The organism is Micrococcus sp. iso_26 (genome assembly GCF_056172975.1).
On record NZ_CM149652.1, the window covers coordinates 274,798 to 289,070 of the forward strand.

Annotated in this window: 14 protein-coding genes; 2 read left to right on the plus strand and 12 right to left on the minus strand. The window is 75.9% G+C overall.

The genetic code is table 11. From position 1 onward, the window contains the following. Nucleotides 1-9 precede the first annotated feature (9 nt). Complete coding sequence (locus AC0VX0_RS01275) at nucleotides 10-615, minus strand: TetR/AcrR family transcriptional regulator (RefSeq protein WP_036384906.1); 606 nt, start codon at nucleotides 613-615, stop codon at nucleotides 10-12. A 126-nt stretch (nucleotides 616-741) separates the two neighbouring features. Between AC0VX0_RS01275 and AC0VX0_RS01280 the strand changes: the two genes are divergently transcribed. Continuing rightward, complete coding sequence (locus tag AC0VX0_RS01280) at nucleotides 742-1,956, plus strand: acyl-CoA dehydrogenase family protein (RefSeq protein WP_020624825.1); 1,215 nt, start codon at nucleotides 742-744, stop codon at nucleotides 1,954-1,956. Between the two features lie 100 nt (nucleotides 1,957-2,056). Here the strand turns inward: AC0VX0_RS01280 and AC0VX0_RS01285 are convergent, their stop codons facing one another. From AC0VX0_RS01285 to AC0VX0_RS01320, 8 genes are all read right to left on the minus strand, one after another. Further along, nucleotides 2,057-2,998 (minus strand): endonuclease domain-containing protein, encoded by a 942-nt coding sequence (locus tag AC0VX0_RS01285; RefSeq protein ID WP_078025373.1) that lies wholly within the window; start codon nucleotides 2,996-2,998, stop codon nucleotides 2,057-2,059. A gap of 248 nt (nucleotides 2,999-3,246) precedes the next feature. After that, the gene (tgt, locus tag AC0VX0_RS01290; RefSeq protein WP_230260190.1) at nucleotides 3,247-4,590 is read right to left on the minus strand and encodes a tRNA guanosine(34) transglycosylase Tgt; all 1,344 of its coding nucleotides are present in this window, start codon (nucleotides 4,588-4,590) and stop codon (nucleotides 3,247-3,249) included. A 41-nt stretch (nucleotides 4,591-4,631) separates the two neighbouring features. Beyond that, nucleotides 4,632-5,591: an ornithine cyclodeaminase family protein gene (locus AC0VX0_RS01295; protein WP_129867090.1), complete on the minus strand. Its 960-nt coding sequence runs from the start codon at nucleotides 5,589-5,591 to the stop codon at nucleotides 4,632-4,634. 30 nt (nucleotides 5,592-5,621) lie between these two features. Beyond that, complete coding sequence (locus AC0VX0_RS01300) at nucleotides 5,622-6,416, minus strand: glutamine amidotransferase (RefSeq protein WP_063189935.1); 795 nt, start codon at nucleotides 6,414-6,416, stop codon at nucleotides 5,622-5,624. Between the two features lie 74 nt (nucleotides 6,417-6,490). Further along, nucleotides 6,491-7,063, minus strand: a complete 573-nt coding sequence (locus tag AC0VX0_RS01305) for a GNAT family N-acetyltransferase (protein ID WP_063189932.1) — start codon at nucleotides 7,061-7,063, stop codon at nucleotides 6,491-6,493. A gap of 117 nt (nucleotides 7,064-7,180) precedes the next feature. Continuing rightward, the gene (locus tag AC0VX0_RS01310) at nucleotides 7,181-8,080 is read right to left on the minus strand and encodes a DUF6707 family protein (protein WP_230297492.1); all 900 of its coding nucleotides are present in this window, start codon (nucleotides 8,078-8,080) and stop codon (nucleotides 7,181-7,183) included. Nucleotides 8,081-8,082: 2 nt separating this feature from the next. Beyond that, nucleotides 8,083-8,622 (minus strand): NUDIX hydrolase family protein, encoded by a 540-nt coding sequence (locus AC0VX0_RS01315; protein WP_036316089.1) that lies wholly within the window; start codon nucleotides 8,620-8,622, stop codon nucleotides 8,083-8,085. Between the two features lie 56 nt (nucleotides 8,623-8,678). After that, complete coding sequence (locus AC0VX0_RS01320) at nucleotides 8,679-9,806, minus strand: NADH:flavin oxidoreductase/NADH oxidase (RefSeq protein WP_073117197.1); 1,128 nt, start codon at nucleotides 9,804-9,806, stop codon at nucleotides 8,679-8,681. Nucleotides 9,807-9,931: 125 nt separating this feature from the next. Between AC0VX0_RS01320 and AC0VX0_RS01325 the strand changes: the two genes are divergently transcribed. Then, the gene (locus tag AC0VX0_RS01325) at nucleotides 9,932-10,255 is read left to right on the plus strand and encodes a hypothetical protein (protein ID WP_101966093.1); all 324 of its coding nucleotides are present in this window, start codon (nucleotides 9,932-9,934) and stop codon (nucleotides 10,253-10,255) included. 12 nt (nucleotides 10,256-10,267) lie between these two features. On the opposite strand, the gene AC0VX0_RS01330 is transcribed toward AC0VX0_RS01325, so the two are convergent. The 3 genes from AC0VX0_RS01330 to AC0VX0_RS01340 are packed head-to-tail and all read right to left on the minus strand — an operon-like array spanning nucleotide 10,268 to nucleotide 14,258. Continuing rightward, nucleotides 10,268-12,604 carry a hypothetical protein gene (locus AC0VX0_RS01330; protein ID WP_102708778.1) on the minus strand — a complete coding sequence of 779 codons (2,337 nt, stop codon included), beginning with the start codon at nucleotides 12,602-12,604 and terminating at the stop codon, nucleotides 10,268-10,270. Between the two features lie 2 nt (nucleotides 12,605-12,606). Then, nucleotides 12,607-13,212 carry a DedA family protein gene (locus AC0VX0_RS01335; RefSeq protein ID WP_044659054.1) on the minus strand — a complete coding sequence of 202 codons (606 nt, stop codon included), beginning with the start codon at nucleotides 13,210-13,212 and terminating at the stop codon, nucleotides 12,607-12,609. Beyond that, nucleotides 13,209-14,258, minus strand: a complete 1,050-nt coding sequence (locus tag AC0VX0_RS01340; protein ID WP_044659053.1) for a pseudouridine synthase — start codon at nucleotides 14,256-14,258, stop codon at nucleotides 13,209-13,211. Before AC0VX0_RS01340 ends, AC0VX0_RS01335 begins: the two co-directional genes overlap by 4 nt. Nucleotides 14,259-14,273: the final 15 nt, after the last annotated feature.

The window sequence follows — 14,273 nt, forward strand, 5'->3', positions numbered from 1 at the left end:
GGCGGGGCGTCAGCCCAGGAGTCGGCGCACGGCGGCGAGCGTTCGTTCGGCCTCGGCCGGCTCGGCCGTGAGCCGCGCGATGACCTCCGCGAGGTCCGCGCGCAGGCCGGCCTCGGCGTCGTCGGCCGGGGCGTGGAGCCACGCCCGCAGGGCGCGGTTGTGGACGGCCACCACGGCCGCCGCCAGCCCGACGGCGACCCCGCCGCGCGCGGGCGTGTCCGGCAGGGCCGTGGCGAGCCAGCCGGAGAACAGCTCCGTGTAGCGGTGCGAGGTGAGCAGCTCGCGCGTGCGCAGCGACTGGGAGCCGCGCAGCAGGCGGGAGCGCGCCCGGGCCCGGTCCGGATCGGCGGTGTGATGCCGGAAGACCTGGAGGACCGCCTCCTCCAGGGCCTCCCGCACGCCGAGGGAGGTGCCGCGCAGGAAGTCGTCCAGGCGGGCGAGCAGCGCCGCGTGGTCGGCGAAGACCACCTCCTCCTTCCCGCCGAGGTGGCGGAAGAAGCTGGCCCGGCTCATGCCGGCCTGGCGGGCGAGCTGGTCGGCCGTGACGGCGTCGTAGCCCTCGCGGTCCAGCAGGTGGATCAGGGCGGTGAGGGTGTCCTCGGCGGGCGTCGTCATGCGGGCCATGGTGCCACGGGCGCGGAGAGGAGGTGAGACTGCGTCTGATTCTGTGAGATGGCGTGTCAGTCGGTGTAGGGTGATGACGGACACACCCATCTCTCCGACCCCGCCCGGGAGGCCACCATGACCGAGACCCTGCCCACCGTCGAGCCCGAGTACGACGTCGCCACGCCGCTGGACACCGACTTCTACCTCGCGCTCGCGGACGTCTCCGACGCCGAGAAGGACGTGTGGCGTCGGGCCCGCGCCTTCGCGCTCGAGCCGGACGTGCTGCCCCGGATCCGGGAGGCGTGGGACCGTCACGAGTACCCGCTCGACCTCGTGGCCCGCCTGGGCCAGGCCGACCTGCTGCGCGACGGCGTCCCCGTGGACGGGCTGCCCGAGATCTCCCGCGTGGCCGCGGGCCTGGCCATGATGGAGCTCTCGCGCCTGGACGGCTCGATCGCCACGATGACGGGCGTGCAGGGCGGTCTGGCCATGCGCTCGATCCAGCTGTGCGGCAGCGAGGAGCAGCGCGCCGAGCACCTGCCGGCCATGGCGCGCGGCGAGCTCTACGGCGCCTTCGCGCTCACGGAGCCGACCCACGGCTCCGACTCGGTCTCGCTGGAGACCCGCGCCGAGCGCGTCGACGGCGGCTGGCGGCTGCACGGGCACAAGAAGTGGATCGGCAACGGGGCCGCCGGCGGGGTGACCGTGGTGTGGGCGCGCAGCGCCGAGGACGAGAAGGTCCGCGGGTTCATCGTGCGCCAGGAGTCCGAGGGCTACACGGCCGAGGTCATCAAGGGCAAGGTCGCGCTGCGGGCCATCGACCAGGCCCACATCACCCTCGACGGCGTGTTCGTGCCCGACGCCGACGTCCTGCCCGAGGCCCGCTCCTTCAAGGACACCTCCCGCGTCCTCTTCGCCACGCGCGTGGGGGTCGCGTGGTCCGCCCTCGGGAAGGCCGTGGGCTGCTACGAGGCGGCGGTGCACTACGCGGGGCAGCGCGTCCAGTTCGGCCGACCGCTGGCCGCCGCCCAGAGCGTGCAGACCCGCCTGGCCGAGATGCTCTCCCAGCTCACCCAGGTGCAGCTGCTCGTGCTGCGTGCGACCCGGCTCGAGGACGAGGGACGGCTCACCGGGCCGATGGCGTCCATGGCCAAGTACTCGGCGACGCGCGCCGCGCGGTCCATCGCCGCGAACGCGCGCGACCTGCTCGGTGGCAACGGCATCCTCATCCAGAACGAGGTGGCCCGCCACTTCGCGGACATCGAGGCGATCCACACCTACGAGGGCACCGAGACCGTGCAGGGGCTGATCATCGGCCGCGAGATCACGGGGGTCGGCGCGTTCGTGTGAGATGACGCGAGCGGGGGCGGCGGCGTGAGCCAGAGATTTCTGCTGGTGCGCACGCCCCCCTGCCGCCGATTCGTCTGGCTCGGCGGCCGATTCGTCTGGCTCACGCAGGCAGAGGGAGCCGCAGGTGGGCGGCGAGGTCGCGCAGCAGGGCGTCGAGACCGCGCCGAGTGAAGACGCTGGCGGTCACGCGCAGCACGATCCACCCCTCGGCCTGCATCCGGCGGTCGCGCTCGATGTCACGGCGCCACTGCCGCGGGTCCGTCCGGTGATGATCGCCCTCGTACTGCACGCAGACGTGGGCCTCGCGCCACACCAGGTCCGGCCGGACGGTGGACCCGTCGCTCAGCATCAGCAGCGGATTCACCTCCGGCTCCGGCACACCCGCGTCGGCCAGCGCCAGTCGCAGGAGCGTCTCGGCCCGCGAATCCGCGCCGTCCCTGAGCAGCGGCAGGGCCGCCCGCAGGGTCCGCGTCCCTCGCCGCCCACGCACCCGGAGCACCTCCGCCTCCAGATCACGCACGGTGCACCGTGGATGGTCGCCGGGACGACGTCGGCCCGCCGGGCCGTCAGCCCGTTGCAGCAGGCTGTCCCCGGCGGCGACGACGTCGGCCAACGGCAGACCCAGCTGCGCCAGCGCCGCCCAGGTGGCGGCCGGCGTCGTGATCCGCACCCGGGCACGCACCAGCACGGGGTCCTGCGGGTGCAGTTCATGCCCGACGACGCCGCTGCGGCGCGGCGCCCCGCCCTCGGCCCGCGTGCGCGCCAGATGGATGGGGCCGCGCTCCCACTGCCGCGGCAGCCACATCCCCCAGAGGCGAGCGGCGGTGGCGTGGGTGGCCGCGGTGCCGGGGTTCGTCCGCTGGAGGGCGCGGACGACGTCGGCCAGTGAGGGCTGACCCCCGGCGGTGTGCCGCAGCCCGTGGTGCGGGGCGTCGAATCGGGGGCCGCGCAGCTGCGAGGCCGTCAGGCCGGCCTGCAGCCCCGCGGCGACCGGGAAGACGGGGCTGGGGGCGGCGTCGTGGTGCGGAGGAGGGGCGACCATGCCGCCAGCCTCCCCTTCCACCAGCGGACCCGGCGCCGCGACCGCGAGGGCCGTGGAGGGCGAGCTGCGCCCGCGGCCCTGTGCAGGAGCCGCTGAATCGTCTGGCTCACGTCCCCCACGCGTCCGAGCGGCGCTGAGCCAGACGAATCGGTCGAGACAGCCCCCTCAGAACAGCAGAAACGTCTGGCTCGCGCCCGTCGCAGCGTGCTGGCTCCCCCCCCGCAGCGTGCCGGCGGACCCAGCACCCCTCAGCCCTTCGGGGCGTAGTACCGGCCGAGGGTCTCGGCCTTGAGCTCCGCGAGCGTGCCATCCTGCATGGCCGCACGGATCCGGTCCACGAGCGAGACCGTGAACCGCTCGTTGTGGATGGAGAGGAGCGTGTGCGCCACCATCTCCTTCGCCTTGAACAGGTGCCGCAGGTACGCGCGGGAGTAGTGGGCGCACGTATAGCAGTCGCACTCGGGGTCCAGCGGGCCGAAGTCGCGGCGGTACTTCGCCCCGGGCAGGTTGTAGCGCCCGTCGCGGGTGTAGAACGCGCCGGTGCGGGCCACACGGGTGGGGGAGACGCAGTCGAAGGTGTCGGCGCCGTTCTCGACGGCGGTGAACAGGTCATCGGGTTCGGAGATGCCCAGCAGATGGCGCGGCTTGTCCTCGGGCAGCTCCTGCGCGCACCAGCCCACGATGGTCCCGAGGTTCTCCTTCTCCAGGGCCCCGCCGACGCCGTAGCCGTCGAAGCCGGAGGTCACGCCGTCGAGCTCCCCCGCGGCCGGGAACTCTGCCCGCATCGCTGCGAGGTCGCGGCAGGCCTTGCGGCGCAGGTCCTCGTACTGGGCCCCCTGGATCACGCCGAACAGCGCCTGGTACGGCCGCGCCGCGCGGACCCCGGTGAGGCGGGCGTGCTCGTCGAGGCAGCGCTGGGCCCAGCGGCGGGTGCGCTCGAGCGCCTCCTCCTGGTAGCCGCGGGAGTTGTGCAGGGTGGTCAGCTCGTCGAAGGCGAACATGATGTCCGCGCCGAGGTTGTGCTGGATGCCCACGGACACCTCGGGGGTGAACCGGTGTCGGTCCCCGGTCAGGTGGGACTTGAACCAGACGCCGTCGTCGTCGACGTTGGCCAGGCGCTCCTTGCCGGGGGCGACGGCGTCGTCGGCGCCCTGCCCCTCGGGCGCGCCGGGGCCCTTCATGTCGATGACCTTCTTGAATCCCGAGCCCAGGGACATCACCTGGAAGCCGCCGGAGTCCGTGAAGGTGGGGCCGGGCCAGTTCATGAACGCGCCGAGGCCGCCGGCCTCGTCGAGGAGGTCGTCCCCGGGCTGCAGGTACAGGTGGTAGGCGTTGGCCAGGAGGGCCTGCGCGCCGAGCTCGGCCATCGACTCCGGCAGCACCGCCTTGACCGTGGCCTGTGTGGCCACCGGGATGAACGCCGGCGTCTGGATCCGCCCGTGCGGGGTGGTGATGACGCCGGTGCGGCCGAGCGGGGCGCCGTCCGCACCGCCGGTCTCCAGCCGGTGCGTCACCTCGAAGCCGAACTGCGAGGGATGCGCGGGGGCACCGGAGGCGGGCTGCGGCGTCGGGGCGGCGGGGGTCTCAGGCATGGGACCCAGGGTAGTGCGCAGGCACCGCAGGCCGCCCCGGCTCAGCCCAGCACCTCCCGCGCCACCGCGCTCGCCACCACCAGGTCCTGCCAGGGCATGCCGGTGGTGACGAACAGGGCGGGCGCGCCCTCCCGACGACGCGCGGTCCCGGCCACGAGCTCGGCCAGCGTCACCGTGTCCTCGATCCCGGCGAGGGCGCCGGAGTCGATCGCGAGGGTGACGTCGCCGGCCTCGCGGGCGGCCGAGTCCCGCGACTCCACCGCCACGGTCGCGCGGCGGGCCAGGGCGTCGTCGGTCTCGCGGGCGTCCGTGGTGTGCGAGCCCATCGCCACGACCGTCGCGTGCTCCGGCACGAGCGTCCCGTCGAACAGCGGGGCCGTCGCGGCCGTGCACGTCACCACGACGTCCGCCTCCGCCACGGCCTCCGGGCCCGCGGCGCTCGCGGTCACGCCCAGCTCCGCTTCGATGCGCGCGGCCAGGGCGGCGGCCCGGTCGGCGTCGCGGCCCACCACGGACACCCGTTCCAGCCCGAACACGTCCTGGAAGGTGAGCGCGTGCTCCCACGCCTGCACGCCCGTGCCGACCACGACCAGGTGCCGGGGCGAGGCGTCCGCGAGCAGCCGCACCCCGAGCGCGGACACCGCGGAGGTGCGCAGGCCCGTCAGCTCGACGCCGTCCAGCACGGCCCGCGGTGCCTGGCCGGGGGTGCCCGGGGCGCCGAACAGCACGTAGACGCCCTGGATGACGGGCAGTCCGCGCTCCGGGTTGTCCGGCGTGAGGGTGAGCAGCTTGGTGCCGACCTCGGTCCCGCGCGTCGAGGGCATCTGCAGCAGCTGCCCGGCGGCGGTGGCCACGCGGGTGCGGGGGGCGTCGGCCTCCGGGTCCAGGCCGGCGGCGAGGGCCGCCTCCAGCGCGTCGACGGCGGCGCGCGGGCTCAGGGCGGCGCGCACGGCGGGGCCGTCGATCCAGGGCAGGGAAGCGGTGGCGCGGTGCGTGTCCATGCAGCCACGCTACGGGGTGGGCCGCGCGGCTCAGCCGAACAGCGTGCGGAAGTTCGCCAGGATCCGGCGGGGGTGCTCGGGGTCGACGGCGGCCAGCCCCGCCACCGTGGGCTCGTACTCGCCCGGGGCGAAGTACCCGTGCTCGCGGTAGATCTCAAGGCGCTCGAGGATACCGGCCTGGTCCAGCTCCGGGTGGAACTGGGTGGCGTACTGGCGGGTGCCGAGCCGGAACATCTGCACGGGACAGTCGGCGCCCGCGGCGAGCAGCACCGCGCCGGGCGGCAGCGCGCTCATCGCCTCCTTGTGGCCCACGTACGCCGCGAACGTGCGCGGCACCCCGGCCAGCACCGGATCCGCGACACCCTCGTCGGTGAGCGTGACCTCGACGGGCGCGGCCGATTCGCCGTACGCGTTGTCCACGACGCCGCCGGCGTGCCGGCCCAGCGTGCCGACGCCGTAGCAGCAGCCGAGGAACGGCAGGTCGCGGCGCCGGACGACGTCGAGCATCCGGCCCAGCTCCGCCTCCACGGCGCGCTGCACGGGGGACTTGGTCTCCTCGGGATCGGAGCCCGTGAACGGGCTGCCGGGCAGGATCACGGCGGCGACGTCCGCGAGCTCCGCCTCCCAGTCCAGGCCGTGCGTGGCCACGTCCGGGCGCTGCACGACGCGGTCCAGGCGCAGCACCCGCAGCCGGCCCTCCGGATAGCCGCCCAGTCGCTGGACGGCCTCGACCTCGGCGGCCGCGGCGTCGTCTTCGGGGCGCGTCTGGACGAGGAGGAACGGCCGCGGATGCGGGCTCGGGATGGCGCCGGTCGGGGTGGTCATCTCGGCAGACTAGCGGGGCATCGGGCCGGGAGGGCGTGACGGCGTCGCGGGGCGTCGTCGGGGGCGGGTCGCGGTCAGCGGTCGGCCCAGGGGCGGGCGTCGGAGGCCCACGGCAGGGGACGGACGCGTTCCTCGGGCAGCGGGTCCGCGGCCAGCCGGCCGTAGAGGTGCACGTCGAGCCGCCGCCCGCCCGTGCGGAGGCGGCCGCGCTGCGTGCCTTCGTGACGGAGCCCAGCGGCCCGGGCGACGGCCCCCGCCGTCGGGCTGTCCGCCCGGTGGGCCAGTTCGATCCGTTCGAGCCCGCCCTCGGCCAGTTCGGCGTCCGCCACGGTGGTCGCCGCCCGCGACATGATCGCGTCCCCGCGCCAGCCCTGATGCAGCCAGGCGGTGAGCGCGCCGGTGCCGTGCGCCTCGTCGCGCACGACGGCGACCAGGCCGATCAGCGTGTCCGTCCCGCGCTCCACCACGGCGACGGCGTCCGTCCCCTCCGCCTGGACCAGTCCGTCGACGTAGGCGCGGGCGGAGGCGTCGTCGGTGACCTCTGCGGGATCGGCCATGCCGACGGTGCCCGCGTGGAAGGCCGCCAGGACGGCGGGCGCGTCCGTGGCGCGGAGGGGGCGGAGCTGGGCGGGTGCGGAGCCGGTCATGCCGGGAGCATAACCCCGGCAGGGGCTGGAGAGTGAGGTGCGCCACACGAGCCGGACCCCGGAGGGCGTGTCACCGGGGACGGGGCCGGCTCTCGACGCCCGTCCCGCGGCTGGGCCTCACCGGCGCGTGGCTGCCTTCGCCTCGAGCTCGTCGGCGAGGGTGCGCAGCGCGCCGAGCTCCCGGGCGATCCGGGAATCCAGGTCGGCGTCCGTGAGCGTCTCCGAGCCGCCGCGGGCACGCAGGTAGAGCAGCTGGCCGAACCGGGCCCGGCGCCACTGATACTCGGCCTCGGCGTCGCGGGCCTGCAGGGCGCGGGAGATCTCCCGGTCGTAGAGCGGCGGCTCGTTGAGCTGACGCTGGCGCACTTCGAGCACGCGGGACGCCCGGCCCGGCTCGGAGGGGACCTCGTCCGCCTCGAGCAGGCGCCGACCGAGGTTGGCGGCGGCGATGTGCTCGCCCTCCTCGCGCAGGATCAGCGACGCCAGGGACAGCGCGGCCTGGATGGACTTCCACCGCCCCACGGCCCCGTCCCACGGCAGGTTCGTCAGCAGGCCCAGGGTGGCGAGCGTGCCCTCGGTGTCCTCGTGCAGCAGGTAGAGCCGCTCGGCCATGCCGAACACGTCCTCCAGCTGGGAGCCGGAGCGCAGGTTCAACCCGTGGGAGAGCCGGGCCGCGGTGGCGGTCAGCTCGGTGTCGTCGAGGTGGCGCTTGCCGACGGCGACGATCCGCTCCTCGGGGGACCCCGCGTCCACGGGGGAGAAGGTGGTGTCCGGGACGGCCCTGCGCTCCTCCGGGCGGTCCGTGCGGACCCGGATCACGGAGCCGTGGGCGATCTTGACCTCCCGGCCGCCCTCGAGGGTGGCGATCACGAGCGCGGGGGTGCCGAAGTCGTCCCGCATCACCCGGGTCGAGGCCACGGGCGGGGCGGGCTCGCCGCGGCGGGTCAGGAAGCTGTCCCCGGGCTGCACGTCCTGGGACTTCAGATGGCGGAGGTAGCCGCCGACGACCGGTGCCATGCTCAGCGCCCCCATCCCACGTGGGCGAGGGCCTGGCGCACCAGGTCCCCGCGGCCACCGATGAACTCGGCCTGGATGTCCTCGCCGAGGGCCTCCTCGGGGGTGAGCCAGGTCAGCTCGAGCGCGTTCTGGCGCGGCTGGCACTCACCCGTCACCGGCACCACGTACACCAGGGCCACGGCGTGCTGGCGGTCGTCCGTCAGCCCGGTCTCGGACGGCGCCGGGAAGTACTCGGCGACGGTGCAGGGGACCACCGATGGCGGCAGCTGCGGGAACGCGAGCGGGCCGAGGTCCTTCTCCAGGTGGCGCATCAGCGCGGCGCGGATGGTCTCCCGGTACTGGACGCGTCCGGAGACGAACGTCCGCTGGAACGTGCCGGTCTCGTCCGCCACGTAGAGCAGGCCGATCTCGGTGACGTAGCCGAGGGAGTCCAGCCGCACCGGGATGGCCTCCACATACACCATGGGCAGCCGGCGCCGGGCCTCGTAGAGGTCCTCGTCGGACAGCCAGCCCGGATTCGGGTCGGGGGTGCGCACGCTCATGGTTCTGTTCTACCGGAGTTCCGCGCCGGGGGCACACCGGGTCCCGCGTGTTCCGCTCACCACTTGGCTCGGAAGTACTGCCGGGCCATCGGCACCTGCTCCGAGGGGACGTCGAGCGCGAGGGCGGCCGCGGTCGGCCAGTTCGGGTTCGCCAGGGCGGCGCGGCCCACGCAGACGGCGTCGGCGCGGTCCTCGTCCACCACGGCCGCGACCTCCTCGGCGCCGGTCAGCGAGCCGACGGCGGACACCACGATCCCCTCGGTGCCCTCCTTCACGGCGGTGGCCAGCGGCACCTGATAGCCCGGGCCCTGAGGGCCCTCGTAGGTGTCCCCGATGCCCGCGGAGGACAGGTCGAACCAGTGCACCTGCCCCTGCAGCTCCTGCGCCAGGCGGACGGTCTCCTCGATGCTCCAGCCGCCCTCGACCCAGTCCGAGCCGGAGATGCGGATGCCGAGGACCTTGTCCGCGGGCCACACCTCGCGCACGGCCGCCACGACCTCCTTGAGGAAGCGGGTGCGGCCCTCGAAGTCCCCGCCGTACTCGTCGGTCCGGGTGTTGGTCAGCGGCGAGAGGAACTGGTGGATGAGGTAGCCGTGGGCGGCGTGCAGCTGCACGGCGCCGAAGCCGGCACGGTCGGCGCGCTCGGCGGCGTCGGCGAAGGCCTGGACGGTCTCCCGGATCTCGTCCACCCGCATCGCGTGGGTGCGGATCTCCATGGAGTTGGTGGCCACGCCGGAGGGGGAGAGGGTCTCCCAGGAGTCGGGGCCCTCGAGGATCGGCTGCCCGGCGAGCGCGCCCGGGTGCATGGGGACGGTCGAGGCCTTGGCGCCGGCGTGACCGAGCTGGATGGCGGGCAGGGCGCCCTGGGAGGCGATGAACTCGGCGATCGGCGCCCACGCGTCCCGCTGCTCGTCGTTCCACAGGCCGGTGTCCCACGCGGAGATGCGTCCCTCGGGGGTGACGGCGGTGGCCTCGGCCACCACGATCCCGAAGCCGCCGGCCGCGCGGGCGCCCAGGTGCTGGAAGTGCCAGCCGTGGGGGACGCCGTCGCGCGCCTCGCACGAGTACTGGCACATCGGCGGCAGGATCAGGCGGTTGCGCACGCGCACGCCGTTGATCTCAATCGGTTCGAAGATCGCGGGCACGGCGGGGGCGTCGGTCTGCGGGGTGGCGGTCTGAGTCATGCACCCCACCCTACGAGCGGGTCCGGACACGGGAGGGCTCGCGTCCGCCGCGGGCGGAAGGGCGGGCCGGCCCGTGCGACGAGAGAAGTCGTCACCGCTGCTGCGTCCACCCCTACCCTGGGCCCATGCCCTCCTACCGCGCCCGCCTGCAGATCGGCGACCTCCTGCCCGGCCACCGGCCCGAAGAGGTCATGGACCTGGCCGAGGCCGCCGTCCAGGCCACGCACGTGCTCGCGGCCAAGGACATCGAGGTCGTCGCGCGCGTCCCGCGGATCGTGCTGCGCTTCACGGTGCCCGGCTCGCACCGGGCCGGCGAGGACGCCGAGGCCGCCGAGGTGGCGCGGCGGATGGCGGAGGCGGTGTCCGGCGTCGCCGTGACGGGCCGGCTGGACGTGCTCCGGCGCGACGGCGGTCGGTGGGTCCCGGTGCCCGCTGGGCCCGGGCGCTGAACGGGGCCGGGCTCAGGCGCCGGCCGGGTGCGGCCGGCGGGCGGCGTCGCGCTCGATCTGGCGGGCCCAGGAGCGGCGCACGGCCGCGGCCGTGACCAGCAGGAGCGCCCCGAAGGCGGCCGCGAGACCCACCCATGCGCTCTGCTGCGCCCCGAGCGGGCTGGGCAGCAGGCGGGGCAGGGCGAGGCAGAGCAGGGTCCAGGCCATGCCCAGGGCCACACCCAGGCGGCCGCGCCCACCGAGCACGAGGCGCAGGGCCGCCAGCAGCAGGGCCATCAGCACCAGCAGGGCGAGCAGCTCGGTCGGGAACCAGTCGACGTGCACGCCCCAGGCGTGGAGGGCGGCGCCCACCGCAGTGGGCGCGCCGGCGAGGAGGGTGCCCAGCAGCACGCCGAGCGCGCCGTCCTCGGCCACCCGTGCGAGGCGGCGGGCCGCCGGGCGGGCGCCGAGCCGCCGGACCACACGGAGCATGAGGACCAGGGCGAGCAGCCACGGGACGACGTCGAGGCCCCCGGGGGCCAGGACGGCCAGGGGGAACCACAGCGCCAGCGCCAGCAGGGTCCCCGCGACCGCGCCCCGGATGCGGCGGTGCCGCGGCGACGCGCCCTGGCCAGGCCCCCACTGCCGGAGCACGTACATCCCGGTCAGCAGCCACAGCACCGGCCAGATCGCCGGGTGCAGCGGGGACAGCCCGAACACGCTCGCGCCGGGGCCGTGTCGGCCGTCGGCGGTGAGCGGGTACGCGCCGGCATCGAGGGCGCCGAGCCCCGGGACGCGGCCGGCCAGACCGAGGCCCCACGCACCGGAGAGCACGAACAGCGCCCACGCGACGGTCAGCAGCGTCTGGCCGCGCCGGTCCGCGCGGGTCGGTGAGCCGGCCGGCTCCTCGGGCGGGGCGGGGGTGTAGCCGGGGATCAGGGGAAGGGCGCCCGTGACCGGCCCCGCCGAGGAGTGGGCGGTGGCCTCGGCCTGGACTGCCTGCGCCTTCGTGGAGAGCCGCTGCCGCCGCCGCCACTCGGGCAGGGCCACCCGGGCCCGGGCGAACAGCTCCTCATCGGTGAGCCGCTCCTCCGGGTCGGACAGCAGCGGCCGGTCGGCGGCGGCCGGGAAGACCTCGGGGCCCTCGAGCTCGCGCGCAGCCCGGGCGAGCGCGCGGGACTCCCGCTCCTCGTGCTCGCGACGGCGGCGGGCGGCGTCCTCCGCCGCACGGCGCTCGGCCTCCCGGGCGCGGTCCTCGAGGAGCCGGGCCTGGGCGAGGGCGCGTTCGGCGTGCAGCACGGTGTGGGCGCGGACGCGGGCGGCCTGGCGACGACGTCGCTCGGCCTCGAGGCGGGCGGCCTCCTCCGCCTCCCGACGGCGCCGCTCGGCCTCCTCGGCCCGACGGCGCCGCTCGGCCTCGACGCGTTCGGCCTCGAGGCGACGGCGTTCGGCCTCGGCCGCCTGCCGACGGCGCTCCGCCTCCGCCTCCGCCTCGAGCCGCAGCCGCTCCCGCTCGGCGAGCGCGGCCTCCTCGCGGGCCCGCCGCTCCGCCTGCACGCGGGCGCGCTCGGCGGCGACCTCCGCCTCCCGGCGGCGCCGTTCCTCCCGCTCCCGGCGGCGGGCCTCCGCCTCGGCGGCGGCACGTGCCTTCTCCTCGGCCGCCACCCGACGGCGCCGCTCGGCTTCACGCCGACGGCGCTGCTTCTCCTCCTCGCGGCGGCGGCGGGCCACCCGCGCGGCCTGGGCCCGGCGGGCCTCCTCGTCGAGGCGGGCCTGGAGGGCGGCGGCGTCGCGAGCCCGGGCGGCGTCGCGGGCCTGTGCGGCGGCGGCGGCCTCGGCGGCGAGCCGCTCGTGCTCGGCGGCCCGGCGACGGGCGACCTCGGCGGCGCGCTCCCGGCCGGCTCGCAGGCGCGCCCGCCGGCGCTCCTCGGCTGCAGCGCGGCGACGTGCGGCCTCCGCGGCCTTCTCCGGGTCCCGCCCCGGGGCGGGGAGGATGCGCTCGACCGTGCCGACGAGCGGATCGGCGAAACGGGCGAGGTCCGGGCTGCCGAGGCGGTCCAGGATCTCGCTGAGGTCCCGGCGTGGGCGCTGTTCGGCGGGAGCGCCCGGAGTGCGCAGGCGGTCCATGGCGCGGTGCACGTCCGCGCGGCGGTCCTCGCGCACGCGGCGCTCGGCGGCGGTCTCGGGTCGGCCCGAGCGCAGGGCGCGCTCGTGACGGCGCAGATCGCGGCGGGAGATCTCCCCGGGCGCGGCCAGGGCGCGGCGGGGGCGCGCGGCGGGGGCACGCGTCGCGTCGTCGTCGGGACGGGGCGCCGAGGCGCCCCGGAGGCGCTCGAGGGCGGCGCGGGACTCGGAGGACGCGTCCTGCATGCTCACCCCTTCCGGCCCCGGCGACGGTGGGCCATGATCCCCGCGATCATCAACCCTGCAAGGGTACCGAACACCATGCCGACCACCGCGGACGCCCACCACGGCAGGCCGGTGGCCCGGCCGGTGATCCAGCCGAGCCCCACCATGGACCCGGACCACGCAAGCGAGCCCGCCCCGGACAGCCACAGGAACACGGGCCAGCGGATCCCGCCGATCCCGGCCGCCGCCATCGACGCCGTCCGCCCGCCCGAGACGAACCGCAGCACGGACAGCCCCGCCAGGCTGCCCGCCGGGCCCACCCGCACCAGCAGGCTCCGGATCCCCCGGTGGATCCGACGCCACCACGCCCAGCGGTCCAGGCGGTCGGCGAGGCCGTGGCGGAACAGCGCGTAGAGGCCGACGTCCCCGGCCCAGCAGCCCAGCCACGCCGCCAGCACCGCGGCCACGGGGGAGACCCGGCCCTCGGCCGCGAGCGCCCCCGAGCCGATGACCACCACCTCCGACGGGACGGGTGGGATCGGGGCGTCCAGGGCCACGAGCAGCGCGGTGAGCGGGTGGAACCACACTCCGAGCGCGTCCATCAGGGCGGCCGGGTCCCCGCCCGTCACCGCGGTCGCTCCTGCAGCTCAGCGGGGGAGGTGAACTCCCGCTCCTCGCCCGTCACCGGGTCCGTGAAGCGCAGCGACCGGGAGAGCAGCTGCAGGGGACGCGTGACGTCGTCCGGGGCGAGGTCGAGCAGGTCCGGGTAGAACGGGTCGAACGCGATGCCCAGGCCCAGGGCGGCCAGGTGGATGCGCAGCTGGTGGGTGCGGCCCGTGCGCGGGGTGAGCCGCAGGTGCGCCACGCGCCGCCCCGCCAGCGTCCCGGCGGAGACGCCGACGCCCAGCAGCTCCACCCGGGACTCCGCGTTCGCCCCGGCGTGGGGCCGGTTCGACCGCCGGGTCCGCACCGGCGCGCCCGCCCGGCGTCCCGAGGCGGCCGGCGGGATCTCCTCCACCACGGAGCGCAGGATCCCCTTGTCCTTGCGGATCCGGCTGCGCACGGTCAGCGGGAATCGCCCCAGGACGGGGTCGGCCGGGGCGCCGGGGCGGCGGGCGCCGTCGTCGGGGGCGTCCGGCAGGAGCGCCACGGCCTCGTAGGTCTTGGCCACGGCACGCCGCTCGAAGAGCAGGTGGTAGGCGCCGCGGGTGGCCGGGTTCGCGGAGAACATCACGACGCCGGCCGTCGCCCGGTCGAGCCGGTGCAGGGGCACGAGGTCATCGAGGCCGAGCTCGTTGCGCAGCCGCACCAGCGCGGTCTCCTGGACGAAGCGGCCGCCCGGGGTGGTGGGCAGGAAGTGCGGCTTGTGGATGACCACGAGGTGCTCGTCGCGGTGCAGGAGCGTGTGCGTCACGGGCAGCGGGGCCTCGTCGGGGACGTCCCGGTAGTACCAGAGGTCGTCGTGCACGCCGAGCGGCGTGTCCGCCGGGATGGGGGCGCCGTCCGCGGCCACGACCTGCCCGGAGGCGAAGCGCCGCCGGATGCCGTCCGGGTCCACGTGGCCGAAGCGGTCCAGGACGTACTCCTGGACGGACGCCCAGGGTCCGGAGGCGGGCAGGCGCAGGCGGGTCGCGTTGACGCCGTTACGCAGGGGAAGGGGGGAGGGGACGGCCACGTTCCCGATTCTCCC

What these genes read in the sequence shown, in the direction of transcription:
- AC0VX0_RS01285 (WP_078025373.1), bottom strand. Translation starts at nt 2,998, where the DNA reads ATGGTCGCCCCTCCTCCGCACCACGACGCCGCCCCCAGCCCCGTCTTC.
- tgt (WP_230260190.1), bottom strand. Translation starts at nt 4,590, where the DNA reads ATGCCTGAGACCCCCGCCGCCCCGACGCCGCAGCCCGCCTCCGGTGCC.
- AC0VX0_RS01295 (WP_129867090.1), bottom strand. Translation starts at nt 5,591, where the DNA reads ATGGACACGCACCGCGCCACCGCTTCCCTGCCCTGGATCGACGGCCCC.
- AC0VX0_RS01325 (WP_101966093.1), top strand. Translation starts at nt 9,932, where the DNA reads ATGCCCTCCTACCGCGCCCGCCTGCAGATCGGCGACCTCCTGCCCGGC.
- AC0VX0_RS01330 (WP_102708778.1), bottom strand. Translation starts at nt 12,604, where the DNA reads ATGCAGGACGCGTCCTCCGAGTCCCGCGCCGCCCTCGAGCGCCTCCGG.
- AC0VX0_RS01315 (WP_036316089.1), bottom strand. Translation starts at nt 8,622, where the DNA reads ATGAGCGTGCGCACCCCCGACCCGAATCCGGGCTGGCTGTCCGACGAG.
- AC0VX0_RS01275 (WP_036384906.1), bottom strand. Translation starts at nt 615, where the DNA reads ATGACGACGCCCGCCGAGGACACCCTCACCGCCCTGATCCACCTGCTG.
- AC0VX0_RS01310 (WP_230297492.1), bottom strand. Translation starts at nt 8,080, where the DNA reads ATGGCACCGGTCGTCGGCGGCTACCTCCGCCATCTGAAGTCCCAGGAC.
- AC0VX0_RS01305 (WP_063189932.1), bottom strand. Translation starts at nt 7,063, where the DNA reads ATGACCGGCTCCGCACCCGCCCAGCTCCGCCCCCTCCGCGCCACGGAC.
- AC0VX0_RS01280 (WP_020624825.1), top strand. Translation starts at nt 742, where the DNA reads ATGACCGAGACCCTGCCCACCGTCGAGCCCGAGTACGACGTCGCCACG.
- AC0VX0_RS01300 (WP_063189935.1), bottom strand. Translation starts at nt 6,416, where the DNA reads ATGACCACCCCGACCGGCGCCATCCCGAGCCCGCATCCGCGGCCGTTC.
- AC0VX0_RS01320 (WP_073117197.1), bottom strand. Translation starts at nt 9,806, where the DNA reads ATGACTCAGACCGCCACCCCGCAGACCGACGCCCCCGCCGTGCCCGCG.